This is a genomic window from Streptomyces sp. WAC05374, from assembly GCF_004353505.1.
Lineage (GTDB): Bacteria > Actinomycetota > Actinomycetes > Streptomycetales > Streptomycetaceae > Streptomyces.
Genome location: NZ_SMNQ01000012.1, coordinates 119,603 through 142,949, shown reverse-complemented (window position 1 = coordinate 142,949; position 23,347 = coordinate 119,603). Strand labels below are relative to the sequence as shown.

At 74.7% G+C, this 23,347-nt stretch carries 21 protein-coding genes; 13 read left to right on the top strand and 8 right to left on the bottom strand.

All coding sequences use genetic code 11. The annotated features are described in order from the left end of the window. Entirely contained in the window at positions 1 to 1,176 is a 1,176-nt protein-coding gene (locus E2B92_RS22325; RefSeq protein ID WP_126886700.1) for a YihY/virulence factor BrkB family protein, read from the top strand. Between the two features lie 9 nt (positions 1,177 to 1,185). Continuing rightward, positions 1,186 to 1,914 carry a DUF6597 domain-containing transcriptional factor gene (locus E2B92_RS22320; RefSeq protein WP_126886698.1) on the top strand — a complete coding sequence of 243 codons (729 nt, stop codon included), beginning with the start codon at positions 1,186 to 1,188 and terminating at the stop codon, positions 1,912 to 1,914. On the opposite strand, the gene E2B92_RS22315 is transcribed toward E2B92_RS22320, so the two are convergent. Then, positions 1,854 to 2,252 carry a VOC family protein gene (locus E2B92_RS22315; RefSeq protein ID WP_126886697.1) on the bottom strand — a complete coding sequence of 133 codons (399 nt, stop codon included), beginning with the start codon at positions 2,250 to 2,252 and terminating at the stop codon, positions 1,854 to 1,856. The two genes, E2B92_RS22320 and E2B92_RS22315, sit on opposite strands and share 61 nt — an antisense overlap. Before the next feature lie 115 nt (positions 2,253 to 2,367). Between E2B92_RS22315 and E2B92_RS22310 the strand changes: the two genes are divergently transcribed. The 5 genes from E2B92_RS22310 (at position 2,368) to E2B92_RS22290 (ending at position 7,651) form a co-directional block, all read left to right on the top strand. Then, positions 2,368 to 3,069, top strand: coding sequence for a response regulator transcription factor (locus E2B92_RS22310; RefSeq protein WP_126886695.1), 702 nt, complete (start codon positions 2,368 to 2,370; stop codon positions 3,067 to 3,069). Further along, a complete protein-coding gene (locus E2B92_RS22305) occupies positions 3,062 to 4,171 on the top strand; it encodes a sensor histidine kinase (RefSeq protein WP_126886693.1) in 1,110 nt (369 codons plus the stop codon). The genes E2B92_RS22310 and E2B92_RS22305 overlap by 8 nt, the downstream gene beginning before the upstream one ends. A 133-nt stretch (positions 4,172 to 4,304) precedes the next feature. Further along, complete coding sequence (locus E2B92_RS22300) at positions 4,305 to 4,853, top strand: DM13 domain-containing protein (protein ID WP_133087666.1); 549 nt, start codon at positions 4,305 to 4,307, stop codon at positions 4,851 to 4,853. 233 nt (positions 4,854 to 5,086) lie between these two features. Then, positions 5,087 to 6,190 carry a ribosome small subunit-dependent GTPase A gene (rsgA, locus tag E2B92_RS22295; RefSeq protein WP_126886691.1) on the top strand — a complete coding sequence of 368 codons (1,104 nt, stop codon included), beginning with the start codon at positions 5,087 to 5,089 and terminating at the stop codon, positions 6,188 to 6,190. A gap of 72 nt (positions 6,191 to 6,262) precedes the next feature. After that, positions 6,263 to 7,651, top strand: coding sequence for a bifunctional transcriptional activator/DNA repair enzyme AdaA (locus E2B92_RS22290; protein WP_126886689.1), 1,389 nt, complete (start codon positions 6,263 to 6,265; stop codon positions 7,649 to 7,651). Here E2B92_RS22290 and E2B92_RS22285 read toward each other — a convergent pair. Next, on the bottom strand, positions 7,557 to 8,042 hold the full coding sequence (locus E2B92_RS22285; protein ID WP_126886687.1) for a DUF456 domain-containing protein: 486 nt from the start codon (positions 8,040 to 8,042) through the stop codon (positions 7,557 to 7,559). The two genes, E2B92_RS22290 and E2B92_RS22285, sit on opposite strands and share 95 nt — an antisense overlap. A gap of 58 nt (positions 8,043 to 8,100) precedes the next feature. Then, the gene (locus tag E2B92_RS22280) at positions 8,101 to 9,051 is read right to left on the bottom strand and encodes a helix-turn-helix transcriptional regulator (protein WP_126886685.1); all 951 of its coding nucleotides are present in this window, start codon (positions 9,049 to 9,051) and stop codon (positions 8,101 to 8,103) included. Positions 9,052 to 9,247: 196 nt separating this feature from the next. Between E2B92_RS22280 and E2B92_RS22275 the strand changes: the two genes are divergently transcribed. Together E2B92_RS22275 and E2B92_RS22270 are read left to right on the top strand one after the other, a co-directional pair. After that, positions 9,248 to 10,414 (top strand): protein phosphatase 2C domain-containing protein, encoded by a 1,167-nt coding sequence (locus tag E2B92_RS22275; protein ID WP_126886683.1) that lies wholly within the window; start codon positions 9,248 to 9,250, stop codon positions 10,412 to 10,414. Positions 10,415 to 10,441: 27 nt separating this feature from the next. After that, positions 10,442 to 12,184 carry a pyruvate dehydrogenase gene (locus E2B92_RS22270; protein WP_126886681.1) on the top strand — a complete coding sequence of 581 codons (1,743 nt, stop codon included), beginning with the start codon at positions 10,442 to 10,444 and terminating at the stop codon, positions 12,182 to 12,184. Here E2B92_RS22270 and E2B92_RS22265 read toward each other — a convergent pair. Beyond that, positions 12,174 to 15,209: an alpha-mannosidase gene (locus tag E2B92_RS22265; RefSeq protein WP_126886679.1), complete on the bottom strand. Its 3,036-nt coding sequence runs from the start codon at positions 15,207 to 15,209 to the stop codon at positions 12,174 to 12,176. The genes E2B92_RS22270 and E2B92_RS22265 overlap by 11 nt on opposite strands. A 189-nt stretch (positions 15,210 to 15,398) precedes the next feature. Here E2B92_RS22265 and E2B92_RS22260 point away from each other — a divergent pair, with 189 nt between their 5' ends. Then, positions 15,399 to 15,857, top strand: coding sequence for an ATP-binding protein (locus tag E2B92_RS22260; RefSeq protein WP_399431842.1), 459 nt, complete (start codon positions 15,399 to 15,401; stop codon positions 15,855 to 15,857). Between the two features lie 28 nt (positions 15,858 to 15,885). On the opposite strand, the gene E2B92_RS22255 is transcribed toward E2B92_RS22260, so the two are convergent. Together E2B92_RS22255 and E2B92_RS22250 are read right to left on the bottom strand one after the other, a co-directional pair. Continuing rightward, positions 15,886 to 16,983 carry a DUF2637 domain-containing protein gene (locus E2B92_RS22255; protein WP_126886675.1) on the bottom strand — a complete coding sequence of 366 codons (1,098 nt, stop codon included), beginning with the start codon at positions 16,981 to 16,983 and terminating at the stop codon, positions 15,886 to 15,888. A gap of 208 nt (positions 16,984 to 17,191) precedes the next feature. Further along, positions 17,192 to 18,043 carry a (2Fe-2S)-binding protein gene (locus tag E2B92_RS22250; RefSeq protein WP_126886673.1) on the bottom strand — a complete coding sequence of 284 codons (852 nt, stop codon included), beginning with the start codon at positions 18,041 to 18,043 and terminating at the stop codon, positions 17,192 to 17,194. A gap of 152 nt (positions 18,044 to 18,195) precedes the next feature. On the opposite strand from E2B92_RS22250, the gene E2B92_RS22245 reads away from it, so the two are divergent. After that, positions 18,196 to 18,954, top strand: a complete 759-nt coding sequence (locus tag E2B92_RS22245) for a GntR family transcriptional regulator (protein ID WP_126886671.1) — start codon at positions 18,196 to 18,198, stop codon at positions 18,952 to 18,954. A 2-nt stretch (positions 18,955 to 18,956) separates the two neighbouring features. Further along, the gene (locus tag E2B92_RS22240) at positions 18,957 to 20,183 is read left to right on the top strand and encodes a hypothetical protein (RefSeq protein ID WP_133087663.1); all 1,227 of its coding nucleotides are present in this window, start codon (positions 18,957 to 18,959) and stop codon (positions 20,181 to 20,183) included. Between the two features lie 12 nt (positions 20,184 to 20,195). Here the strand turns inward: E2B92_RS22240 and E2B92_RS22235 are convergent, their stop codons facing one another. Both E2B92_RS22235 and E2B92_RS22230 read right to left on the bottom strand, forming a co-directional pair. Then, entirely contained in the window at positions 20,196 to 21,638 is a 1,443-nt protein-coding gene (locus E2B92_RS22235; RefSeq protein WP_126886668.1) for a hypothetical protein, read from the bottom strand. A 47-nt stretch (positions 21,639 to 21,685) separates the two neighbouring features. Next, positions 21,686 to 22,447 (bottom strand): hypothetical protein, encoded by a 762-nt coding sequence (locus E2B92_RS22230; RefSeq protein ID WP_185923631.1) that lies wholly within the window; start codon positions 22,445 to 22,447, stop codon positions 21,686 to 21,688. A 575-nt stretch (positions 22,448 to 23,022) separates the two neighbouring features. Here E2B92_RS22230 and E2B92_RS22225 point away from each other — a divergent pair. Further along, positions 23,023 to 23,133: a keywimysin-related RiPP gene (locus E2B92_RS22225; RefSeq protein WP_107473153.1), complete on the top strand. Its 111-nt coding sequence runs from the start codon at positions 23,023 to 23,025 to the stop codon at positions 23,131 to 23,133. Positions 23,134 to 23,347 lie beyond the last annotated feature (214 nt).

Below are 23,347 nucleotides of genomic sequence, written 5' to 3'. Positions count from 1 at the left end.
GTGCAGGCAGCAAATGAAACACCCCCGGGGCCTCCTCGGTCCCAGGGCAGACTCCACCGGGCCCGGGCCCTCTACCGCAACGTCTCGAAGCGGAGGATGGCCTGGCTGCTCCTGAAGGACACCGTCAATTCGTGCATCGAGTACCGGATCCTCGGCCTCGCGGCCGAGGCGGCGTTCTTCACCCTCCTGTCGCTGCCGCCCCTGATGCTCGGCCTGCTGGGCCTCCTCGGTTACATCGACGAGTGGACCGACACCACCACCGTCGCCTCCATCGAGCGCAACATCCTCGGGGCCGTCGGCACGGTCCTGTCCGACCGGGGCGTCAACGAGATCGCCAAACCGCTGCTGGCCGACGTCACCCACGGCGGCCGCCCGGACATCATCTCGATCGGTTTCGCCATCGCGCTGTGGTCCGGCTCGCGGGCGGTGAACGTCTTCATCGACACCATCACCGTGATGTACGGCCTGGACGGCCACCGCGGCATCGTCGCCACCCGGCTGCTGGCCTTCCTGCTCTACATCGTCGCCCTGATAATCGGAGCCGTCGTCCTGCCGCTCGCGGTGGTCGGGCCCGACCGGGTGGTGGAGCTCGTCCCCTGGGGCACCGAGGTCGTCTCCGTCCTGTACTGGCCGGTCGTCATCCTGCTGTCCATCGCCTTCCTGACGACCCTGTACCACGTGTCCGTGCCCGTGCGCTCGCCGTGGATCGAGGACGTCCCCGGCGCGCTCGTGGCCCTCGCCATGTGGGTGCTCGGCAGCTTCCTGCTGCGCATCTACCTCACCAGCACCGTCGAGGGCCCGACGATCTACGGTTCGCTCGCCGCGCCGATCGCGGTGCTGCTGTGGATCGGCATCTCCGCCTTCGCGGTCCTCGTCGGCGCGGCGGTGAACGCGGCGATCGACCGCGTCTGGCCGTCGGTCGCCACGGCCGCCGCCCGTGCCGAGAACGAGCGCGCCCGCACCGCCGAGGCCGCGGCGCTGGTCGCCCGGGCCAAGGCGGCGGTCGAGGGGCTGGACGACGAGGACCCGGACATGCCGTCGGAGTTCCCCGAGCGCTGGTCCCGGTTCCTGCCGCCGGACGACGTCAAGTCCCGGCTGCACACCCCGAAGGAGAAGGACAAGGAGCGCGACAAGGGCCGGGACCGCGACGGCGACCAGGGCGGTGCTTCCGACTAGCCTGGACGGGTGTACGAGGAACGGCCCTCCCGGCTCGACGGCGCGGTCGTCTGGACCCGTGCGGCCGGTCCGGCGGCACCCTTCTCCGTGCTGCCCGACGGCTGCATGGACCTGCTGTGGAGCGACGGCCGGCTGTACGTCGCCGGGCCCGACACGCGCGCGTACGTCCCCGAGAACCCCTGCGCCCGGTACGCGGGCGTCCGGTTCGCCCCCGGGGACGCCCCCGTACTGCTCGGCGTGCCCGCGCACGAGCTGCGCGACCGGCGGGTGGACCTGGCCGCGCTGTGGCCCGGTGACCGGGTGCGGCGGCTCGCCGAACGCGTGGGGGAGGCCGCCGACCCGGCCGCCGCGCTGGAGGACCTGGCCCTGCGGCACGCCGCCGGTGCCCCGCGCCCCGATCCCGTGATCCGGGCCGTCGCCGCCCGGCTCGGCGCCGGGTGGCCGGTCGCCCGGGCCGCCGACGCCGTCGGGCTCGGCGCCCGGCAGCTCCACCGCCGGTCGCTGGACGCCTTCGGCTACGGGCCCAAGACGCTGGCGCGGGTGCTCCGCCTGCAACGCGCCCTGGCGCTGGTCCGGGCGGGCGCGCCCCACGCGCGGGCGGCCGCCGAGGCGGGCTGCGCCGACCAGGCCCACCTCGCCCGCGAGATGCGCGCCCTGGGCGGCACGACGCTCAGTGCCTACGCCGCGTCGGCGAAGAGCGACACCCCGCAGCCGTCCGGGTCGAGCACCACCGCGTAGCGCTGGCCCCACACCGCGTCCCAGGGCTTCAGGTGGCCCCGGTGCCCCGCCGCGACCAGGTCGTCGTACGTCGCGTCGACCTCCGCCGGGCTCGCGCAGCGGAACGCGAGGCCCAGCCGGTCCCCGCCGCGCGGGCGCGTCCAGTCCGGGTCGAAGGAACGGATCACCTCCTCGGTGTCCCACAGCAGCCGCGTCCCGCCGGGCAGGATCACCTCGACGTGCGGGGCCGACTCGGCCCCGGCCGGGACGTCCAGCCCGAGCCGGCGGTAGAAGGCGAGGGAGGCGGCCATGTCGGAGACGACGAGGCCGATGGCGTCGAATCGGGGTGCGGTGGTCATGGCGCGACGGTAGGCAGCGGCGGACGGCCCGGTCTTGAACGAATCGGACGTCACCGGAGCGGACGTCACCGGATCGTCATGGGTCGTTGTCGGTGCCGTGCGTGACACTGGCGGCATGCGGAACATCCTCGTCGTGGACGACGACCCCACCGTCTCGGAAGTCGTCACGGGCTACCTGGAGCGGGCCGGATTCGCCGTGGCACGGGCGGCCGACGGGCCCGAGGCGCTGCGACTCGCCGCGGACCGGTGGCCCGACCTGGTCGTCCTCGACCTGATGCTGCCCGGCATGGACGGCCTGGAGGTGTGCCGCACCCTGCGCGAGCGGGGCCCGGTGCCGGTCATCATGCTCACCGCGCGCGGCGACGAGGAGGACCGCGTCCTGGGCCTGGAGATCGGCGCCGACGACTACGTGACCAAGCCGTTCAGCCCGCGCGAACTGGTGCTGCGCGTCGAGTCCGTGCTGCGCCGCGGCGCCGCGCCCCCGGCGCCCGCACCCGCGCGGGCGGCGGGCATCACGCTCGACCCGGCCGCCCGCAGGGCCACCAGGGACGGCCGCGAGCTGTCGCTGACCGTGCGCGAGTTCGACCTGCTCAGCCACCTGATGCGCCACCCCGGCCGGGCGCACGGCAGGGAATCGCTGATGCGCGAGGTGTGGGGCTGGGAGTTCGGCGACCTGTCGACCGTCACCGTCCATGTGCGCCGGCTGCGCGGGAAGGTCGAGGACGACCCGGCGAACCCCCGGCTGATCCGCACGGTGTGGGGCGTGGGGTACCGCTTCGAGCCGGGGGACGCCGAGGAGGGAGATCCGGATGCGTGACCTGCTGCTCATCGCGGGGCACGCCATGGCGGGGGCGGCCGCCGCGGGGCTCCTCGGCGCCCTGGCCCTGCGCGTCCTGCGCCACCGGTCGGTCGTGGTCTCGCTGACGGTCGTCGCGGCCGTCACGGTGAGCGCCATGCTGGCGGGCACCCTGACCGTCTGCAAGGCGATGTTCCTCGACCCGCACGACTTCTCCGTCGTCACCACGGTCGTCGCCATGGCCGCGGTCGTCTCGCTCGTGACCGCGCTGATACTGGGCCGCTGGGTCGTCGCCCGCAGCCGGGAACTGACGCTGGCCGCCCGCTCGTTCGGCGAGGGCGGCCGCTTCGCCGCCCCGGACGGCGCCTCCACCGCCGAACTGGCGGAGCTCAGCCGCGAACTGGCCGCCACCAGCGCGAAACTGTCCGCGTCGCGCGAGCGCGAGCAGGCGCTGGAAGCCTCCCGGCGCGACCTCGTCGCCTGGATGTCGCACGACCTGCGCACCCCGCTCGCCGGCGTGCGGGCCATGTCGGAGGCCCTGGAGGACGGCGTGGCGCCGGACCCTCAGCGCTACTTCCGGCAGATCCGCACCGAGGTGGACCGGCTCAACGCCATGGTGGGCGACCTCTTCGACCTGTCCCGCATCCACGCCGGCAGCCTGGCGCTCACGCCGGCCCGGATGTCCGTGTACGACCTGGTCGGCGAGGCCCTCGCGGGTGCCGACCCGCTCGCCAGGGAGCTGGGCGTCCGGCTGGTCGGCGAGCGGGTCGACGCCGTGCCGGTCGAGGTGGACGGCCGGGAGATGACCCGGGTGCTGGCCAACCTGCTGGTCAACGCCATCCGGCGGACGCCCCCCGACGGCACGGTCGCCGTCGCCGCCGAGCGCCGCGCCGGCGAGGTGGTCCTCTCCGTCACCGACGGCTGCGGCGGCATCCCGGACGACGACCTGCCCCGGGTCTTCGACACCGGCTGGCGCGGCACGGCCGCCCGCACCCCGCCCGCCGGCGCCGGGCTGGGCCTCGCCATCGTGCGCGGCATCGTCGAGGCGCACGAGGGCCACGCGGGCGTGCGCAACGTCCGGGGCGGCTGCCGTTTCGAGGTGACGCTCCCGGCGGCGGAGTGACGCTCCCGACGGCACCGGGGGCGTAAGACTTTCGTCATCGGATCACCGGCCCCGGCAGGGCCTTTCGCGCGTTGAATGGGAGGCGGAACCCGCGCGACCCGAGGAGGCGGCTGTGACACGCGTACGACGTCTGATGACCAGTCCGGTGGCGATCGGAGCCCTGGTGCTCGTCCTGGCGGCGGTGGGCTTCGGGCTCTACTGGTTCCAGCCGTGGAAGCTGTGGGCGGACCAGACGGTGAACGAGGCGGTACCGCCGGCCACCCCCTCCACCCCACCCGCCGACCCCTCGGCGCCGCCGCCGGCCAAGCCCTCCCGGCAGGCCGGGCCCGAGACGCTCGCCACCGGCACCCTGATCAGCCACGAGCACGCCACCACCGGAACCGTACGCGTGGTGAAGCTGGCCGACGGGTCCCGCATCCTGCGGCTCGAGAACCTCGACACCAGCAACGGCCCCGACCTCAAGGTCTGGGTCACCGACGCCCCCGTCCGCGAGGGCAAGGCCGGCTGGCACGTCTTCGACGACGGCGCCTATGTGAGCCTCGGCGACCTGAAGGGCAACAAGGGCGACCAGAACTACGAACTCCCCGACGCGTTCGACCCGAACACGTACACCAGCGTGACCATCTGGTGCGACCGCTTCGACGTCTCCTTCGGCGCCGCCACACTGACCGCGGCGTCATGACGACCGAAAAAACCTTGGCGCGCCGTGCGGTCCACTGACTAAGGTGAGCGTCGTTCCGCACCACCGCGGAACGAGGAATCCAGGCGTGCTCGACCAGGAGGTGTGAACGATGGCTGTCGTTGCGACGGGCGCTGCCCGCATCCGGACGTTCCCTCACTTCACCTCCGTGGTCACCGGCTGACACATCGCCCGCAGCGGGCGCGGCCCGGGGCCACCCTTCGAAGGGTCACCCCTTGTCTCTCGCTTCCGTTCCGTCCTCCTCGCACGCCCTCACCCCCTACGGCTGGGACAGCCACTGGGAGTCCGCCTTCGCCCCGTACGCCGGCCAGGGGCTCGTGCCCGGCCGGGTCGTACGGGTGGACCGCGGCCAGTGCGACATCGCCACCGCGGACGGCGTCGTCCGCGCGGACACCGCGTTCGTCACCCCGCACGATCCCCTCCGGGTCATCTGCACCGGCGACTGGGCCGCCGTCGACACCGACGGCAACCCCCGCTACGTGCGCGCCTGTCTGCCGCGCCGCACCGCCTTCGTACGCTCCACGTCCTCCCAGCGGTCCGAGGGGCAGATCCTCGCCGCCAACGTCGACCACGCGATCATCGCCGTGCCGCTCTCCGTCGAGCTGGACCTCGGCCGGATCGAACGGTTCCTCGCCCTGGCGTGGGAGTCGGGCGCCCAGCCGCTCGTCGTCCTCACCAAGGCGGACCTGGTCCCCGACCCGGTCGGCCTGTCGTACCTCGTCGAGGACGTCGAGACGACCGCGCCCGGTGTGCAGGTGCTGCCGGTGAGCTCCGCCACCGGAGAGGGCGTCGACGTGCTCGCCGCCGTCATCGCCGGCGGCACCAGCGTGCTGCTCGGCACGTCCGGCGCCGGCAAGTCGACCCTCGCCAACGCCCTGCTCGGCGAGGACGTCATGGCCGTGCAGGCCACGCGTGACGTCGACGGCAAGGGACGCCACACCACGACCACCCGCAACCTCCTCGCCCTGCCCGGCGGGGGTGTCCTCATCGACACACCGGGGCTGCGGGGCGTCGGCCTCTGGGACGCCGGAACCGGTGTCGGCCAGGTCTTCTCGGAGATCGAGGAACTCGGCCGCGAGTGCCGCTTCCACGACTGCGCCCACGAGGCGGAACCCGGCTGCGCCGTGCTCGCCGCCATGGAGGACGGCTCCCTGCCCGAGCGCCGCCTCGACAGCTACCGCAAGCTGCTGCGCGAGAACCAGCGGATCGTCGCCAAGACCGACGCCCGCCTGCGCACCGAGATCCTCAAGGACTGGAAGCGCAAGAGCGCCGCGGGCCGCGCCGCCCTCCAGGCGAAGCGCGGCGGCCGCGCGCGCTGACCGGAGGCGCCCCGGGGCGCGGTGTCCGAAAACCGCCAGCGGGCGGGGGTGGCGGCACGGAGACTGGGTGTCATGGAGGACGACACCCGGTACGAGGCGGTCAGCAGCCGCGACGCACGGTTCGACGGCGAGTTCTTCTTCGCCGTCGAGACCACCGGCATCTACTGCCGGCCCAGTTGCCCGGCCGTCACCCCCAAGCGGTGCAATGTGCGGTTCTTCCCGACCGCGGCGGCCGCGCAGCGGCACGGTTTCCGGGCCTGCCGGCGCTGCCGGCCGGACGCCGTGCCCGGGTCGGCTGCCTGGAACGTACGCGCCGACGTCGTCGGCCGGGCCATGCGGATGATCGGCGACGGGGTGGTGGACCGGGAGGGGGTGCCGGGGCTCGCCCACCGGCTCGGGTACAGCGCCCGGCAGGTCCAGCGGCAGCTCACCGCCGAGCTGGGCGCCGGTCCCGTCGCGCTGGCCCGTGCGCAGCGCGCCCACACCGCCCGGGTGCTGCTCCAGACGACCCGGCTGCCCGTGACGGACGTCGCGTTCGCCGCCGGTTTCAGCAGCGTGCGCCAGTTCAACGACACCGTGCGGCAGATCTACGCCCGCACGCCGAGCGCGCTGCGGACCGAGGCACGGGCGCGCGCCACGGGCCCGGGCACCGGGGGCGTCCCCCTGCGGCTCGCCCACCGCGGGACGTATGCGGCGCGCGAGGTGTTCGACCTGCTGGAGGGCGAGGCCGTCGCGGGGGTGGAGGACGTCGTGGGACCCGCGGGCGACCGGACCTACCGGCGTACGCTGCGGCTGCCGCACGGCCACGGGATCGTCGCCGTCGGCGAACGGTCGGGCGGCCCGTGGCTGGACGCCCGCATCCACCTGGCCGACCTGCGGGACCTCACCACCGCCGTGCAGCGGCTGCGGCGCCTGTTCGACCTGGACGCCGACCCGTACGCGGTGGCCGAGCGCCTCGGCGTCGACCCCGGGCTCGCACCGCGCTCGCCCGGCGCCGCCGAACCGGAGGAGTTCGCCGTACGGGCCCTGGTGGACCGTGCCGAGGCCGGGCGCCTGGTCACGGCGTACGGCACGGAGCTGGACGTGCCGTGCGGCGGGCTCACGCACCTGTTCCCCGAGCCGGCCGCGCTCACCGGCCACCCGGTGGCCGGGCCGCTCGCCGCCGCGCTTGCGGCCGGCCGGCTGCGGCTGGACCCGGGCGCCGACCGGGACGAGGCCGAGCGGGCGCTGCGCGCCGTGCCCGGGGTGAGCGCCGGGGCCGCCGCACACATCCGGATGCGGGCGCTCGGGGACCCCGACGTGGCGCCCGACGCCGCCGCGGACCGTGCCGAGTGGCGGCCCTGGCGCTCCTACGCCGCACGGCTGCTCAGCTCGCGGCCAGCACCGCGCCCATCCACGCGCCGACGATCAGCAGGCACGAGAACAGCTCCACCAGCACACTCGTCCCGATCGCCCGCATGACCGTCCGGGTCGACGTCATGGCCTGGCCGTGCCCGCCCAGCCGGAGCCGCTCGCACAGGTAGATCCCGCCGACGTACCCGGGCACGGCGCCCACCACCGGCACCAGGATGAACCCCAGCAGCGCGCCGACCCCGGCGTACGCCACCATCCGCCGCGTCACCCCGACGCCCCGCACCCGGCGGGCCGGGAGCTGCCAGACGACCACCTGCGTCAGCAGCAGCAGCGCGGTGGAGCCCACCAGCAGCCACCAGGCCATGCCGGTCTGCACGTGCAGCGACCACCACATCACCGCCGACCACACCAGCCACACCCCCGGCACGCCCGGGACGAGCACGCCGAACAGGCCGAGCAGCATCACCAGACCGACCAGGAGCTGCTGCCACGCACCCATGGGGCCAGCCTGCCGGACCACCCCGCCTCCCGCAGGTCGGACGCGGAGGGGACGCCCGTCAGGAGCGGGTCACCCAGCCGCGTTCATGGGCGTGCCAGCCCAGTTGGAGCCGGGTCGTCACACCCGCCAGTTCCATCAGGCCCCGCACCCGGCGCTGGACCGTTCGGAGGCCCAGGTCGAGCTGCTTGGCGATGCTCGCGTCCGTGAGCCCCGCCAGCAGCAGCGACAGGATCTCCAGGTCCGTCGCGTCCGGCCCGGGCGCCGCCTCCACCCCGAGCGTGCCGTCCGCGCCCAGCCGCAGCGGCAGCGCCTCCCGCCACACCGCCTCGAACAGCGCCACCAGCGACTCCAGCAGCAGACTCGGGTGCACCACCAGCGCCGCCGGTTCCGCGTCCCGGCCCGTCAGCTCCACCATCGCGAGCGCCCCGTCCACGACGACCAGCCCCGCCGGCACCCGGTCGGCCACCCGCGCCGGCCGCCCCTCACCGAGCGCCGCCGACAGCGCACCGGTACCGCCCGGCAGCGACAGCGCCTCCCGCTCCACCACCGTCCGGTACGCCACCCCGGCCACCGGCTCCCCGACCGGCACGCCCCTGACCAGCGCGCAGACCTCCGCGGCCGCGCCCAGCCGGAGCTGGCGCGACCGGTGCGCCACCGCACTCGCCCCGAGCACCACCTCCACCAGGTCGTGCACGGCCGGCTCCGCCGCCTCAGCCCGGTACGTGGCCGCGAGCGCCGCCGCCACCAGCTCCGCCCGCTCCAGCTCACCGCGCTGCCGCGTCAGCAGCGCACCCAGCGCCACCGACGGCTCCGCCGCCACCCACCGCCCCGGGCGGGACGAGGAACGGGCGGCCAGCCCGTGCGACTCCAGCCGCCGCAACGCCCGTTCGGCCTCCGCCTCCGGCAGCGCCAGCCGGTGGGCGAGGTCCGCGACCTCCGCCGCGCCCAGCGCCACCAGCACCCGGTACGCCGCCTCCTGCCGTTCGTCCAGCCCTATCGCCGCCAGCACCCCTGCGCACCCCCTCGTCGACCCCGCGCCCATCATCCCTGACCACTGGGTGGACAGGCGGCCCACCATGCGGCACAAGCGGCTACTCTCCGACCGGTTCCGCCGGACGTCCTTCCCGTGGGGGGTGGGGTCGCCCGGCGGACCACTTTTCCCGACGGCCGTTTTCACGCACCCCGCACGGTCGACAATGAAGGGCATGAGCCCACAGGGGGAGACGCCCACCCACGGCGAGGACGCGTGGTGGGACAAGCTGTACGACCACTCCGCACCGGACACGGCGTCCGGCACGGTCGCCGGCGGGCCGGCCCACCGCCCCCGCGCGCCCTGGCAGCCCGACGATCCGGCCGGCTCCCGCGCCGCGCCGCGCACCTTCCGCCTGCCGCGCCCGCGCCCCGAGCACGTCGGGGACGGGCCGCCCACCTACGAGCCCGAGCCGGCCGCCCTGCCCGAGGCACGGGCGCACCAACTGGACGAGCTGGTCGCCGACACCGTGCTCGACGGCGCCCGGTACGGCACGTACACGCTGCGGGCCGCGTCCGTGCGGGGCGACTCCGCGCGCTACCGGGGCGAACCGCGCCGCGACGCGCTGCTCACCGCCCGGTTCGGCTCCGGCGAGGGCGCGCTCGTGCTCGTCGCCATCGCCACCGGGGCGCGCGGCACCGAGGGCGCGCACCTGGCCGCCGCCGACGCGTGCCGCTGGATCGGCGAGGCCGTCGGCCGCAGCCACGCACGGCTCGCCGGGGACATCCGGGCCGGGCGCCGCGGTGACCTCAAGTCCGGCCTGCACCGGCTGACCGACCGCTCCTACGGCAGGCTCCGCGCCCGCGCCGCCGATCTGGGCGTGGCGCCCGGGGAGTACACCGCGGGGCTGCGCTGCCTGCTGCTGTGCGCCGACCCCGGCTGCCGCACCCGGGTCTTCTTCGGCATCGGTGACGGAGGGCTCTTCCGCCTGCGCGACGGGGTCTGGCAGGACATCGAGCCGGCCGTCCCGGACCCGTCCGCCCTCACCGGCGAGCCCGTGATCGGCTACGGCTCGCCGCCGGCCGAGACCGCGGAGGGCGACCGGCTGACCATGGACCTCGGCATCACGACGCCCCCGGCCCCGTACATCGAGGGCCCCCTCCCGCCGCCCGCCGAACCGTTCCGGTTCCGCGCCTCCGTCGCCCGGCCCGGCGACACCCTGCTGCTGGCCGGCCCGGGCATGGCCGAGCCGCTGCGCGGCGAGCCGGCCCTCGCCAAGGAGCTGGCCGAGCGGTGGGCGACGGGGGAACCGCCCGGTCTGGCCCAGTTCCTGGCGGACGTCCAGCTCAGGGTGAAGGGGTACGCCGATGACCGTACGAGTGCGGCGATCTGGGAGGCGTAACCGCGCGGGCCGTGCGTGGATGGAGCCATGGCCAAACTGAATGTCGCAGAACAGTTCGTCGACATCCTCGTCCGCGCCGGTGTGCGGCGGCTGTACGGGGTCGTCGGGGACAGCCTGAACCCCGTCGTCGACGCCATCCGCCGTACGGACGGCATCGAGTGGATCCAGGTCCGGCACGAGGAGACCGCCGCCTTCGCGGCCGGCGCCGAGGCCCAGATCACCGGCACGCTCGCCGCCTGCGCCGGCTCCTGCGGCCCCGGCAACCTCCACCTCATCAACGGCCTCTACGACGCCCACCGCTCGATGGCCCCGGTCCTCGCCCTCGCCTCCCACATCCCGTCGAGCGAGATCGGGCTCAGCTACTTCCAGGAGACCCACCCCGACCGGCTGTTCCAGGAGTGCAGCCACTACAGCGAACTGATCTCCAGCCCCCGGCAGATGCCCCGCCTGCTGCAGACGGCCATCCAGCACGCCGTCGGCCGCGGCGGGGTCAGCGTGGTGTCCCTGCCCGGCGACATCGCCTCCGAGCAGGCCCCGGAGAAGGCCGCCGAGCAGGCGCTCGTCACCTCGCGCCCCACCGTCCGCCCCGGCGACGCGGAGATCGACGCCCTGGTCCGGCTCGTCGACGACGCCGACCGGGTCACGCTGTTCTGCGGCAGCGGCACGAAGGGCGCCCACCCGGAGGTGATGCAGTTCGCCGAGCGGATCAAGGCGCCGGTCGGGCACGCCCTGCGCGGCAAGGAGTGGATCCAGTACGACAACCCGTTCGACGTGGGGATGAGCGGGCTCCTCGGGTACGGCGCCGCCTACGAGGCCACCCACGAGTGCGACCTGCTGATCCTGCTGGGCACCGACTTCCCGTACAACGCCTTTCTCCCCGGCGACGTGCGGATCGTGCAGGTGGACGTCCGGCCCGAGCACCTCGGCCGGCGCTCCCGGCTCGACCTGGCCGTGTGGGGCGACGTGCGCGAGACGCTGCGCTGCCTCACCCCGCGCGTGCGCGCCAAGACGGACCGCCGCTTCCTCGACAAGATGCTGAAGAAGCACGCCGACGCCCTGGAGGGGGTCGTCAAGGCGTACACGCGGAAGGTCGAGAAGCACACCCCGATCCACCCCGAGTACGTGGCGGCGGTGCTCGACGAGATCGCCGACGACGACGCGGTCTTCACCGTCGACACCGGCATGTGCAACGTGTGGGCGGCCCGCTACCTCACTCCCAACGGACGGCGCCGGATCATCGGCTCCTTCAGCCACGGGTCCATGGCCAACGCGCTGCCCCAGGCGATCGGCGCGCAGTTCACCGACCGCAAGCGGCAGGTCGTCTCCATGTCGGGCGACGGCGGCTTCTCCATGCTCATGGGGGACTTCCTCAGCCTCGTCCAGCACGACCTGCCGGTGAAGGTCGTGCTGTTCAACAACTCCTCGCTGGGCATGGTCGAGCTGGAGATGCTCGTGGCGGGCATGCCGTCGTACGGCACCGCCAACCACAACCCCGACTTCGCGGCCATCGCCCGTGCCGCCGGGGCGTACGGCGTGCGCGTGGAGAAGCCCAAGCAGCTCGCGGGCGCGCTCAAGGACGCCTTCCGGCACAAGGGCCCGGCGCTCGTCGACGTCGTCACCGACCCCAACGCGCTCTCCATCCCGCCGAAGATCAAGGCGGAGATGGTGACGGGCTTCGCCCTGTCCGCCAGCAAGATCGTGCTGGACGGGGGAGTGGGCCGGATGCTCCAGATGGCCCGCTCCAACCTGCGCAACGTCCCTAGGCCCTGACGAGCCGCAGCGTCACGATCTGGAACGGCCGCAGGACGAGCTCCTCCGGGGCCTCGTGCAGCGGCCGCTCCAGCAGGTCGGTGACGACCGCGCGGGCGACGGGGAACGCGGTCCGCGGCCTCGCCCGCGTGCGCGTCCCGCACGACTCGTAGAGCCGGACGACCACGTCCCCGCTCCGGTCGTCCGCGAGCTTGACCGACTCGACCGTGACGGCCGGGTTCCCCGTGTCGACCAGCGGCGCGAGCTCCGGGGCGGGCGCGACCCGCAGCGGCAGGTTCAGCGCCAGGCCCCCGCGCACCGCGTCGGCGGTGGAACAGCCCGGCAGCAGCGCGTACCGGAACCGGTGGCGGCCCACGTCGGTCCGGGGGTCCGGACAGTGCGGGGCGCGCAGCAGCGTCAGCCGCACGGTGGTGCCCAGGCCCTCGTCGTGCGGGTCCCTGGTCACGTCGTGCCCGTACGTCGAGTCGTTGAGGACGGCCACCCCGTACCCCGGCTCGGCCACCCGCAGCCAGCGGTGGGCGCAGATCTCGAACCGGGCCGCGTCCCAGCCCGTGTTGGTGTGCGTCGGCCGGTGGACGTGCCCGAACTGGATCTCGGCCGCCGACCGTTCCGCCTGGACGTCCAGCGGGAAGGCGGCCTTGAGCACCTTCTCCGACTCCCGCCAGTCCGCGTCGGTGAGGACGTCGACCCGGCCGCTGCCCGCGTCCAGCCGGACCTCCTGGACGACGCGGGACGCGCCGAAGACCCGTACCACCCGGACCGCCGCCCGCAGCGGACCCTCCGCGACCAGCTCCACCGACTCGGCGGCCGTCAGGTCCGTGTGCGTCCGCCGGTAGTGCCGGTCGATGTCCCACGCGTCCCACTGGTTGGGGTGGTCCGGGTGGAGCTGGAGCAGGTTCCCCCTGGCGCCCGGGGCGAGCACCTCCCGCCCGGCCGCCACGTCGTACACCGAGCCCAGCGTCCCCTCCGCGTCCACCACGACCCGCAGCACACCGTTGTCCAGGACGAAGCCCCCGCCGACGGGACGGGCCGACACCGGCGCGACGTCGATCGCGTCACCGAGCGCCACGGAGCCCGAGGGCGGCACCCGCACCGCCACCGGCCCGGCGTCCGTCTCCACCACCTCCCGGCGCGCGTACGGCGAGGCGTTGAGCACCGCCGTCCGCGAACCGCCCAGCGCCGCCACCGCGCCCGCGATCAGCCCCTCCAGCTCCTCGCGCACGCGCGCGTACGTCTCCCGCGCCTCCCGGTGCACCCACGCGATCGACGAGCCGGGCAGGATGTCGTGGAACTGATGCAGCAGTACCGTCTTCCAGATCCGGTCCAGCTCCTCGTACGGATAGGCGTACGCGGGTGAGCGCAGCGCCGCCGCCGTCGCCCACAACTCCGCCTCCCGCAGCAGGTGTTCGCTGCGCCGGTTGCCCCGCTTGGTCTCCGCCTGCGTGGTGTACGTGGCCCGGTGCAGCTCCAGGTACAGCTCGCCCGACCACACCGGGGCCCGCTCCCCGTACTCCGCCTCCGCCGCCGCGAAGAACGCGGCCGGCCGCTCCACCACCACCCGGGGCGAGCCCTCCAGGTCCCGCACCCGGCGCGCCTTCTCCAGCATCTCCCGGGTGGGACCACCGCCGCCGTCGCCCCACCCGAACGGGACCAGGGAGCGGGTGGAGCGCCCCTTGTCGGCGAAGTTCCGTTCCGCCCGCGCCAGTTCCCGGCCGTGGATCTGCGCGTTGTACGTGTCGACCGGCGGGAAGTGCGTGAACACGCGGGTCCCGTCGATACCCTCCCACCAGAACGAGTGGTGCGGCATCCGGTTGGACTGGTTCCACGACAGCTTCTGCGTCAGGAACCACCGCACCCCCGCCAGCTTCGCGAGCTGCGGGAAGGCCGCCGTGTAGCCGAAGGAGTCCGGCAGCCACACCTCCTCGGTCTCCACCCCCAGCTCCGTGAGGAAGAACCGCTTGCCGTGCACGAGCTGCCGCGCCAGCGCCTCACCGCCCGGCATGTTGGCGTCCGACTCCACCCACATGGACCCCACCGGCGCCCACGTGCCGTCCCGCACCGCCTGCCCGATCCGCTCCCAGATGTGCGGCTGGTGGTCGCGCACCCAGGCGTACTGCTGCGCCTGCGAACAGGCGAACACCAGCTCCGGGTAGTCCCGCGCGAGCGCCGTGACGTTGGCGAAGGTCCGCGACGCCTTGCGCACCGTCTCGCGCAGCGGCCACAGCCACGCCGAGTCGATGTGCGCGTGCCCGCAGGCCGAGATCCGGTGGGCGCTCGGCGAGGCGGGCCGCGCCAGCACGTCCGCCAACCGGGCGCGGGCGGCCGCCGCCGTACCGGCCACGTCGTGCAGGTCCAGGGCGTCGAGCATGTCCTCCAGGGCGCGGAGGATCTCGTGCCGCCGGGACCGGTCCTCCGGCAGCTCGTGCATCAGCTCGGTGAGGACCTCGACGTCCAGGACCAGGTGCCACACCTCCTCGTCCAGCACGGCCAGTTCGGCGGAGGTGAACCGGTACAGCGGCCGGTCCCCGGCGGTGAGCACGTCGCCGAGGCGGGTGGGACGGAAGTCGCGCAGCACGGCGGGGTTCGCCGCCGCCTCCAGCAGCAGGTGCACCGGCTCGCCCCCGCGCGCCGGTGCGGCCACCGGGACGTGGCGGTTGCGGGGATGGACGCCCTTGAGCGGCACGCCCCCGGCGTCGTACACCATGCCCTCCACCTGGAAGCCCGGCCCGTCGCCCGTGAAACCCGGGTCGATCACCGCCTCCACCCGGCGCCCCGCCCACTCCTCGGGCACGGTGCCGCGCAGCCGGAACCAGGTGGTGGACCAGGGCGGGCCCCAGGCGGTGCCGGGCGCGAACGGTTCGTAGACGGCCTGCAACGCCTCGGTGACGGGCACGGGCTCGCCGTCGCGGGGGGCGTGCCAGGCGGTCAGGGCGAGCGGGACCCGGGCCGCGTACCGCGCGGGGCGCACGAACTGGCGCACGGCCCGTTCGAGGCGCCCTTCCACCAGGTGGCGGTCGTCATGCATGGCGGCTCCTCCTCCGCTCGGTCGCCGCGCGGACTCCGCTCCGTGCGGCCTGCCGGAGACTTACCCCGATGCGCCCCCCGGGCGCCCCCCGGACCGGCGATTCCCAGGCGTGACGGCGCGTAGGCGGGGGCATGCATCCCGTGAACCTGTTCGAGGGGAAGGGCCGACGACGTGCGGGTGGGGGACATGATGGGACGTCAGAGAGGGGCTGGACCCGTAGCCGACGGGCGGCTTCCCGCGAGGGAACGACATGGTCACGGTCAGCCGGCGCAGTGGCGGCGGCACGTGGGGGCCGCGGACCTGGCGGCGGTGCCGGAGGTCCGGCGCGCCCTGCGTGAACTGCTGCGGCACTGGGGCGCACCGGGCGGGGCGGACGTCGCGGAGCTGCTCACCAGCGAGCTGCTCACCAACGCGCTGATACACACCGAGCACGGCGCGGTCGTCACGGCCGCCATGAACCCGGCGGGGTTACGGGTGGAGGTGCGGGACTTCACCACGGCCCTGCCCTCCCCGTACGCCCCGTCCGTGGACGACGGCACGCACGGCAGGGGCCTGGTCCTGGTGCAGGCGCTCGCCGACGCGTGGGGGGTGCACGCCCACGGCGTGGGGAAGGTCGTCTGGTTCGAGCTGGCCGGAGGGCCCGCCTGAGCGGCGGGCCCGGTCACCACGACAGCGGTCAGCCGAACTGCTGCTCCAGGTCCTTGAGCTTCCGCTCCAGCGAGTCGAGCCGGGGCAGCGTCTGGGTGTCGTCCTCCGCGGTGAGGTCGACCGTACGGGGAGACTCAGTCCCCTTCACGGCCTGGAGGGAGGGCCGGGACCGGGCCGGCAGGTGTCCCCGGTCCGATATGGCGGGCTCCGCGACGGACGCCCCCACGGCGGCCGGGGCGGAGCCTTGCAGGGAGCCGGAGCTCATCGACGGGACGTCCACCTGTGCGGCGCTCATGGCCGGGACGTCGACCTGGCGGCCGCCGCGCCCGAGCCCAAGGTTGCGGTGCTGGCGGTTGAACGCCTTCAGGCGGGCCCGCTCCATCTTCTGGTGCTCCCGGCGGCGCTGCCGGGCCTGCTCCTTCTGGCGCCGGTCCTCCCGCACCTCGTCGACCGCCTCGTCCAGGGTGCGCACGCCCTCCAGGAGCATCAGCGACCAGGCGCCGAAGGTCTCGCGGGGAGCCCTCAGCCACCGGACGATCCGGATCTGGGGCAGCGGGCGCGGCACCAGGCCCTGCTCGCGCAGTGCGGAGCGCCGGGTCTGCTTCAGCGCCCGGTCGAACAGCACGGCCGCCGACAGCGACATGCCCGCGAAGAAGTGCGGCGCGCCCGCGTGGCCGATGCCGCGCGGCGCGTGGACCCAGTTGAACCAGGCGGCCGCGCCCGCGAACGTCCACACCAGCAGGCGGGAGCCGAGCGCCGCGTCACCGTGGCTGGCCTCGCGCACCGCGAGGACCGAGCAGAACATGGCGGCCCCGTCGAGGCCGAAGGGGACCAGGTACTCCCAGCCCCCGGAGAGGCTGAGGTTTTGCCGGCCGAAGCCGACCAGGCCGTGGAAGGAGAGTGCGGCGGCGACCGCCGCGCAGCAGAAGAGCAGCAGGTAGGAAGCGGTGCCATAGACAGCTTCCTTGCGGCGGCGGCGCTCCTCGCTGCGTTCCCAGGAGTCGTCGGCCGCGGCCTTCTCGCCGGCGCGCCTGCCGCGTGTGAGCACCGCCACCGCCGCCAGGACTCCCACCAGCATCACGCCGCCCGGAAGCAGCCAGTCCAGCGATATGTCGGTCAGTCTCATGCGGTGTCCCTTGCATCGCTCGCGGTAGGGCGTTTCGGCGCCATATTGGCCGAAGGCCGCGGAGCCCCACGGGGTTTCGTGGCAAGAAGACGCCATTGGGGCCGCCGAGCATACGAATAGGTGCGATTGGCTCGAACGGCCTTGCGTCGCAAGGGAGTTGTGTTCGACCGACGCCACCCGGGCGGGTGGCATGGACGTCAGGCGGAGGTCACGCGGATGCGCTCAACCTGGCGACACGGTCGGCGTCACAGGTACGCGGACAGGTGACACAGGTGTCCTCGGGGCGCAGCGTGTAGAAGAAGCAGCAGCTCGCCCGGTCGCGGGTCGGCAGCGGCGTGCCGTCCGGCCCGGTCAGCTCACGGAAGCCGGCCGTCCCGACGTACGGCTTCGCCGCACCGGACCCGGGGAGCAGCAGCGCCAGCTCCGCCATGGCCCGGGACTCCTCGCCCAGCAGGTGCCCGATGTACCACAGGCCCTCGACGATCTCGTCGGTCGCCATGCCCCACAGGGCCCGCTTGCCCCGCCGCATCCGGGGCCCGAAGCCCTCCAGCACCGGCCCCAGGTGCTCGGCCGCCGCCGCCCGCACCTCGCCCCGCAGCGCCTCCTCGTCCGGCACGACCCGGGCGCCCGGCAGCGCGGCGGCCGGGTCGCCGGGCAGGCAGGCGAACTCGCGCACCCGTACCGTCATCCGGCCGAGCGCCCGCTGGAAGGCCACGTCCTCCACGGGCAGGCGCGGCACCCGGCGGTGCAGGAACCACGGCACGGTGATCAGCAGGCACGCGGGCCAGGCGTACCGGTGCAGCCCGAAGCTCGCGACGACGTCCGGGCGGGCCTGCTGCCCGTAGTCGCGCAGCACCTGCGCGTTGTCCCAGGCGAGGAACGCCTCCAGGGCCGCGCCGCCGGCCGCCAGCTCGTCCGCGCCCACCCAGCCGGCGCCCCGGGGTACCGGCTCACCTTCTGTGAGCTCCCGCACCAGCAGCCCCGGGAAGACCTCGGTCAGCCGGGCATAGGCATCCGCGACGGGCGAGGTCAGGGCGGGGGTCAGAGCGGGAGTGGACATGTGGGGGACCACCGAATCGCGATCGTTAGCAGGTAAGCCTTACCTTACCCGATCTGATCGATGTGTGAACTCCCACTCGGTGCGCCTATCGTGCACGGGGGCCCACTCCACCGCGAGCCGGGGCCGCGGTACGAACGGCCAGGAGGACCCGAGTGGAGCAGGGCAGAACGCGCGGCACCACGCCGCCGCACCCGGCGCCGTCGCACCCGGCACCCGAGGCGGACGCCGGGCCCCGGGTACCCGAGCAGTCCCGCGGCGAACACACCCACAGCGAGCCCCCCGCCCCCCGCCTCGTTCAGCGCCACTCCGTGCGCGGCCAGGTGCTCGACGCGCTGCGCACCGCCCTCGTCAGCGGCGAGCTGGTCCCCGGCGAGGTCTACTCGGCGCCCGCCCTCGGCACCCGCCTCGGCGTCTCCGCCACCCCGGTGCGCGAGGCCATGCAGCAACTCGCGACCGAGGGCGCCGTCGAGGTCGTACCCAACCGCGGCTTCCGCGTCACCCGGCGCACCCCGCGCGAGCTGGCCGAGCTCGCCGAGGTCCGCGCGCTGATCGAGGTCCCGGTCATGCTCCGCCTGGCCCGCACCGTGCCGGCCGACCGCTGGAGCGAGCTGCGCCCCCTCGCCGAGGCCACCTCCGCCGCGGCCGCGCTCGGCGACCGCGCGCACTACGCCGAGTCGGACCGCGCCTTCCACCGCGCCGTCCTCGCCCTGGCCGGCAACGAACAGCTCGTCGCCATCGCCGAGGACCTGCACCGCCGCTCCCAGTGGCCCCTGGTGGCCGGCCCCGCGACCCGGCGCGCCGACCTCGTCGCCGACGCGGCCGAGCACTCCGCCCTCCTCGACGCGCTGATCGCCCAGGACCTCACCGTCGTCCAGGCACTGGTGCGCGAGCACTTCACCGGCGGGAGATGAGCGTGCGCGACGCCGTGTGGCAGGTGGCGAACCACCTGGGCGTCGTGGCGGGCACGCCGGGCGAGCTGCTGACCGCGCTGCTGGCCGGGCCGCGCCGGACGGTACGGGTGCCCCTCCCGCCGGACCACGACCTGGTGCGCACCCTGCGCCCCCTCATCGACGTCGTCGCCGAGGGAACGCCACCGCCGACCGACGCGGCCCACGTCGACCTGGCCGCGACCCCGCTCGACCCGGCCGAGCCCGCCCCCGTCGACCTGACCGTCCCCGCCCCTGTCGACCTCTCCGCCCCGGCCGCTGACGACCTGGTCGCCCCCGCCCCGGTCGACCTGGCCGACCCGGCCACCGTCTGCGCCGCCCACCCCTTCCAGGTCACGCGGGCCTACGAGGCCGACCCCGACCCGCGCGGCGGGCTGCGCGCCGCCTGGCTGCGCGCCGGTCAGTCCCTCGTCCGCGACCAGGCCCCCGCCGACCGTGCCCTGGTGCTGCTCGCCGCCCTGGACGACGCGGCGGACCCGCGGCTGGGTCCGGCGCTCGCGGCACTGGCCGCCTCGGCGCCCTGGAGCCTTCAGTGGACGGCCCGTGGCGGGTGCACCGCCCTGACGATCGCGCCGGACGGCCGGCTGGTGAAGCGGGAGCACCGCGTCCCGGCGGTCGCGTGCCTCCCGGACGGCACGGAGCTGGCCCTGGACGAGCGGGGCCGCCTGTACCCCGGGCCCGCCCCGGCCACCCGCCTGACCCACGCCGTGGCGGCCACCCTCGCCGGCCATCCCGCCACCGCCCTCGCGGCCATGGGCGACACCGTGCTGACCGGCGACCGGATGGGCACCGTCCACGCGCTCAGCCTGGCGGGGGTGGACCAGGCCGCCCTCCACACGGGCCGCGTCACCGCCCTGACGGCGACCACCACGGTGGCGTACAGCGGCGGAACGGACGGCACGGTGCGCGCCTGGCGTCCCGGCCGAGCCCCGGGCCGGGCGGCCACGGTCACCAGCCGCCCCTGCCCGGTCGTCGCCCTGCACACCACGGCCCGCCTGCTGGCCGTCGCCTGGGCGGACGGCCTGGCCGAGCTCCACCACCTCGCGGACGGCCGGACCGTCCCCTTCCGCCCGGGTCCCCGCATCCGCGCGGTGGCCGTCACGGACGACGGTTCCCTGGTCGTCGGAATGGACGACGCGCTGGTGTGCCTGGCGAGCGACCGGTCGTGCGGCGCGGCGACTGCCTCCCCGTAAGGACCGGCCCCGTTACGCGGGGCTCTTCGGTATCGCCGCGACCAGGCGCCCGGCCGCCGTGAAGTGCAACCGGTCCAGGGTGTCCTTGCCGTAGGGCCAGACACGGGAGCGGTGGAAGCACAGGTCGGTCGGTATGGGGGAGTCCCGCAGGTCCGCGACGTGCGTGCCGGGCGGCAGGCCGGTCAGGGCGGCGCGCAGGGGGTCGGACGTGCCGGACCACTCCTCGACCGGGACGGGACGGGTCCAGGGCTCGCCCGTGTTCGGCATGAACCAGGAGGTGACGCCGCGGGCGTGGCGGGCGAAGTCGTCCGTGGCGGCCGCCTCACGGCCGACGCGCGCGACCGTCAGCAGCAGGTGCGGCAACGACTCGGCGAGCAGCACCAGTTCGGGATCGCTGGAGAGCTGGTGGTCGGTGGGGACGGAGACGGCGTACCCCCACTCGCCGGTGTCCGGGTCGATACGGATCTGCGCGAGCGCCCTGCTGTGCGGGTGCTCCACGAGGGCCACCGGCCAGTACGTGCCGTCCCCGCCCATCATGCGGTGCACCTCGGGGTCCACCGCGTGCTCCGGCGCGCCCGGCAGCAGCCGCAGCGGCGGCAGGCCCGCCATCCGCACCCCGCCGATCTCGCGCAGCACGGTGCGGACGTCCTCCGGGACGGGCACCGGCCAGGTGTCCATCACGGCGTCGTCGCAACCCGGATCGAGCGTCACATGGTGCGGGTGCGCGCCGGCCAGGGCGCGCAGCTCGGCGACGGCCAGCCGCGCCGCGTCGGCCGGGACGCGGTGGCGCCGCACCGGGCGGTCCAGGTAGTCCCCGCTGGGCAGGCTGCGCAGCAGCAGCGCCCGGCCGCCCCCGACGAGCTCCCACTCCGTGTCGCTGCCGCCGGTGTCGGCGGTGTCGTCATCCAGCGAGTGGTACGCCTCCCACACGACCCGGCACGGATAGCCCGGCAGCTCGCGCAGGTCGACCACGTCGGTCAGCGAGTCACCCCCGGCGACCAGGGCCGCGAGCTCCTCGTCCGGGCCCTCGGCGGCCTCGATCGACGGGACCGCCGTGACGGACGCCTTTGGTGCGGACGGTTCGGCGCCCAGGCCCAGCAGCCAGGAGGTGAAGGAGGGGGCCTCCACCACGAACTCCGTCTCCTCGCCCCACCCCTGGGAGCGCAGCACCGGCCCCCACGCGTCGCCGCCCACCCCGACGGTCAGGGACGTCCCGTCGTCCGCGACATCACCTATCCACCACTGCCCGTCGGCGAGGTGGTCCGGCCCGAACTCGTACCGGGCGTCGCCGTCCCGCACGCCGCCGATCTCGCGCAGCACGGCGCGCACGGCCTCGGGAACGGCGACCGGCCACTGGTCGAGCTCGCTGTCGGGGATGCCGCCGAGGACGTCGAGTCCCCTGGCACGGAGGGTCGCTGACGCCGCGCGTGCCTGGTCAGGAGTGGTGTCGCTCATGGATCCGATGATGGCAGAGCCCACTGACAACGCCCCCGGCGAGCGCCTCAGGCCGCCGCCGTGGGCGCCAGCCGCGCCGCCAGCCACGTCGGTACCCCGCCGAGCAGGTGGAACAGCCGCCGCGCCTCGGCACGCAACCGCGTGGCCTCCGGCTCCGGTTCGGCGTCCGCCAGCGCCGCCAGCGCCGGCGCGGTGCCCACCAGGAAGCCGAGCTCCTCGCGCAGCCGCAGCGACTCGGCGAACCCGTGCCGCGCCTCCGCCAACTCCCCGTCGCGCAGCGCCAGTCCGCTCAGGTACCGCCAGGTGGAGGAGAGCAGCAGGGCGTCCCCCTGCGCGGCGGCGCCCGCGTGGGCGCGGTGGTACGCGGCACGGGCGGCCTGCGGGGAGTCGCCGAGGTTCTGGGCGAGCAGGCCGCGCCGGAAGTCCAGCAGCGGGCGGCCCGGCGCCGAGGGGGCGATCAGCGCCGCCGCCCGGCCGAGCGCCGCCCGTGCCTCGTCGGCCCGGTCCCGCGCGCCCAGCAGCGTCGACGCGTAGGCGAGGTAGCCGCGTTCGCAGGCGGCCGCGCCGCGCTGCTCGTCCTCCTGGGCGATCGCCTCCGCCGAACGCAGGGCGTCCTCCGCCTCGGCCCAGCCCTGCTCGGTGTAGAGGCACCGCTCGATCAGCAGGGACGCGCGCTGGAGGGCGACCGCGGGGTCGTCCGCGCCGGGCGCGAGGAGGGCGGCCGCGTCGGTCCAACAGCCGCGCGAGCGCAGCCGCCATACCGCGGTCTGGAGGGGATCGTCGCTTGCGGTCGTTCCGGAACCAGACATGGCGGTATGCGCCACATTGCCCTCCCCGAGCACGCCATTGAGCTGTTGAGTGTGAAGAATCTCAGCACGGAACGGCACACGCGGCCAAGAGGGTCAGGTGAATTGATTCACAATCAGTGGGCGCGGAATCGCCCGCAGTACGGGCCCGGGGCGGTTCCCGTGGCCGCCACCGTTCCACACAAAGGGGTGACACGGCGAACGGGGCCGTGCCGGGGGCGCGTTCACGCCGGAGCGTCTCCGCGCAGGTGAAGCAGGTGCCGGGCGCACGCACACGATGCTTCGCGCCGGGCGGCGGCCCCCGGGGGGAGCGGGTGGGCGGGCGGGGGACACCGCGACGGACCGGAAAACGTGCCGGTGAGAAGGTTTTGCCCGGACGGGGTGCGCGGGCGCCCCCGCCGGCGCCTCCGACGGTCACGGACGTGGAAATTCCGTTTTCGGCTGACGCCAGCCAGCAATTCATACGATATGAGCAAACGGGGGCCTGTTGCGGCACCCCCGTGACCGGCGTCTACCTTCCGTTGCAAGGCCCCCCGCCCGTGCGGGGCGGGTGGGTGAACCCAACAGAAGGAGACGTCATGAAGAAGGCCTACGAGGCGCCGACGCTCGTCCGGCTGGGCACGTTCCGCAAGAAGACCGGGCTCCTCCAGCGCTCGGGCAACGACCGTCTGATCCTGAGCAAGAACTGACGGCCGCCGGCTCGCTCCGTTCGACGTCATGACGCCCCGCACGTGAGTGCGGGCCCGGGCCCCGGTGACGCGCGCCCCACGGTCGCCCGCGACCATGAGGACGCGCTCGCCGGGGTCCGGTTCTTCGCCCGCCCGCCCCAGGGCCCCGGCCGGCCACGGCTCGCCCGCCGGGCGGGGACCGAGGCGGACGGGCGGCCCGTGCGGGGCCGGCGCC

Coding starts and splice junctions, on each gene's coding strand:
- E2B92_RS22250 (WP_126886673.1), bottom strand. CDS start 18,043: ATGTCCACTCCCGCTCTGACCCCCGCCCTGACCTCGCCCGTCGCGGAT.
- E2B92_RS22275 (WP_126886683.1), top strand. CDS start 9,248: ATGAGCCCACAGGGGGAGACGCCCACCCACGGCGAGGACGCGTGGTGG.
- E2B92_RS22255 (WP_126886675.1), bottom strand. CDS start 16,983: ATGAGACTGACCGACATATCGCTGGACTGGCTGCTTCCGGGCGGCGTG.
- E2B92_RS22260 (WP_399431842.1), top strand. CDS start 15,399: ATGGGACGTCAGAGAGGGGCTGGACCCGTAGCCGACGGGCGGCTTCCC.
- E2B92_RS22290 (WP_126886689.1), top strand. CDS start 6,263: ATGGAGGACGACACCCGGTACGAGGCGGTCAGCAGCCGCGACGCACGG.
- E2B92_RS22310 (WP_126886695.1), top strand. CDS start 2,368: ATGCGGAACATCCTCGTCGTGGACGACGACCCCACCGTCTCGGAAGTC.
- E2B92_RS22315 (WP_126886697.1), bottom strand. CDS start 2,252: ATGACCACCGCACCCCGATTCGACGCCATCGGCCTCGTCGTCTCCGAC.
- E2B92_RS22225 (WP_107473153.1), top strand. CDS start 23,023: ATGAAGAAGGCCTACGAGGCGCCGACGCTCGTCCGGCTGGGCACGTTC.
- E2B92_RS22235 (WP_126886668.1), bottom strand. CDS start 21,638: ATGAGCGACACCACTCCTGACCAGGCACGCGCGGCGTCAGCGACCCTC.
- E2B92_RS22265 (WP_126886679.1), bottom strand. CDS start 15,209: ATGCATGACGACCGCCACCTGGTGGAAGGGCGCCTCGAACGGGCCGTG.
- E2B92_RS22285 (WP_126886687.1), bottom strand. CDS start 8,042: ATGGGTGCGTGGCAGCAGCTCCTGGTCGGTCTGGTGATGCTGCTCGGC.
- E2B92_RS22300 (WP_133087666.1), top strand. CDS start 4,305: ATGACCAGTCCGGTGGCGATCGGAGCCCTGGTGCTCGTCCTGGCGGCG.
- E2B92_RS22270 (WP_126886681.1), top strand. CDS start 10,442: ATGGCCAAACTGAATGTCGCAGAACAGTTCGTCGACATCCTCGTCCGC.
- E2B92_RS22305 (WP_126886693.1), top strand. CDS start 3,062: ATGCGTGACCTGCTGCTCATCGCGGGGCACGCCATGGCGGGGGCGGCC.
- E2B92_RS22230 (WP_185923631.1), bottom strand. CDS start 22,447: ATGTCTGGTTCCGGAACGACCGCAAGCGACGATCCCCTCCAGACCGCG.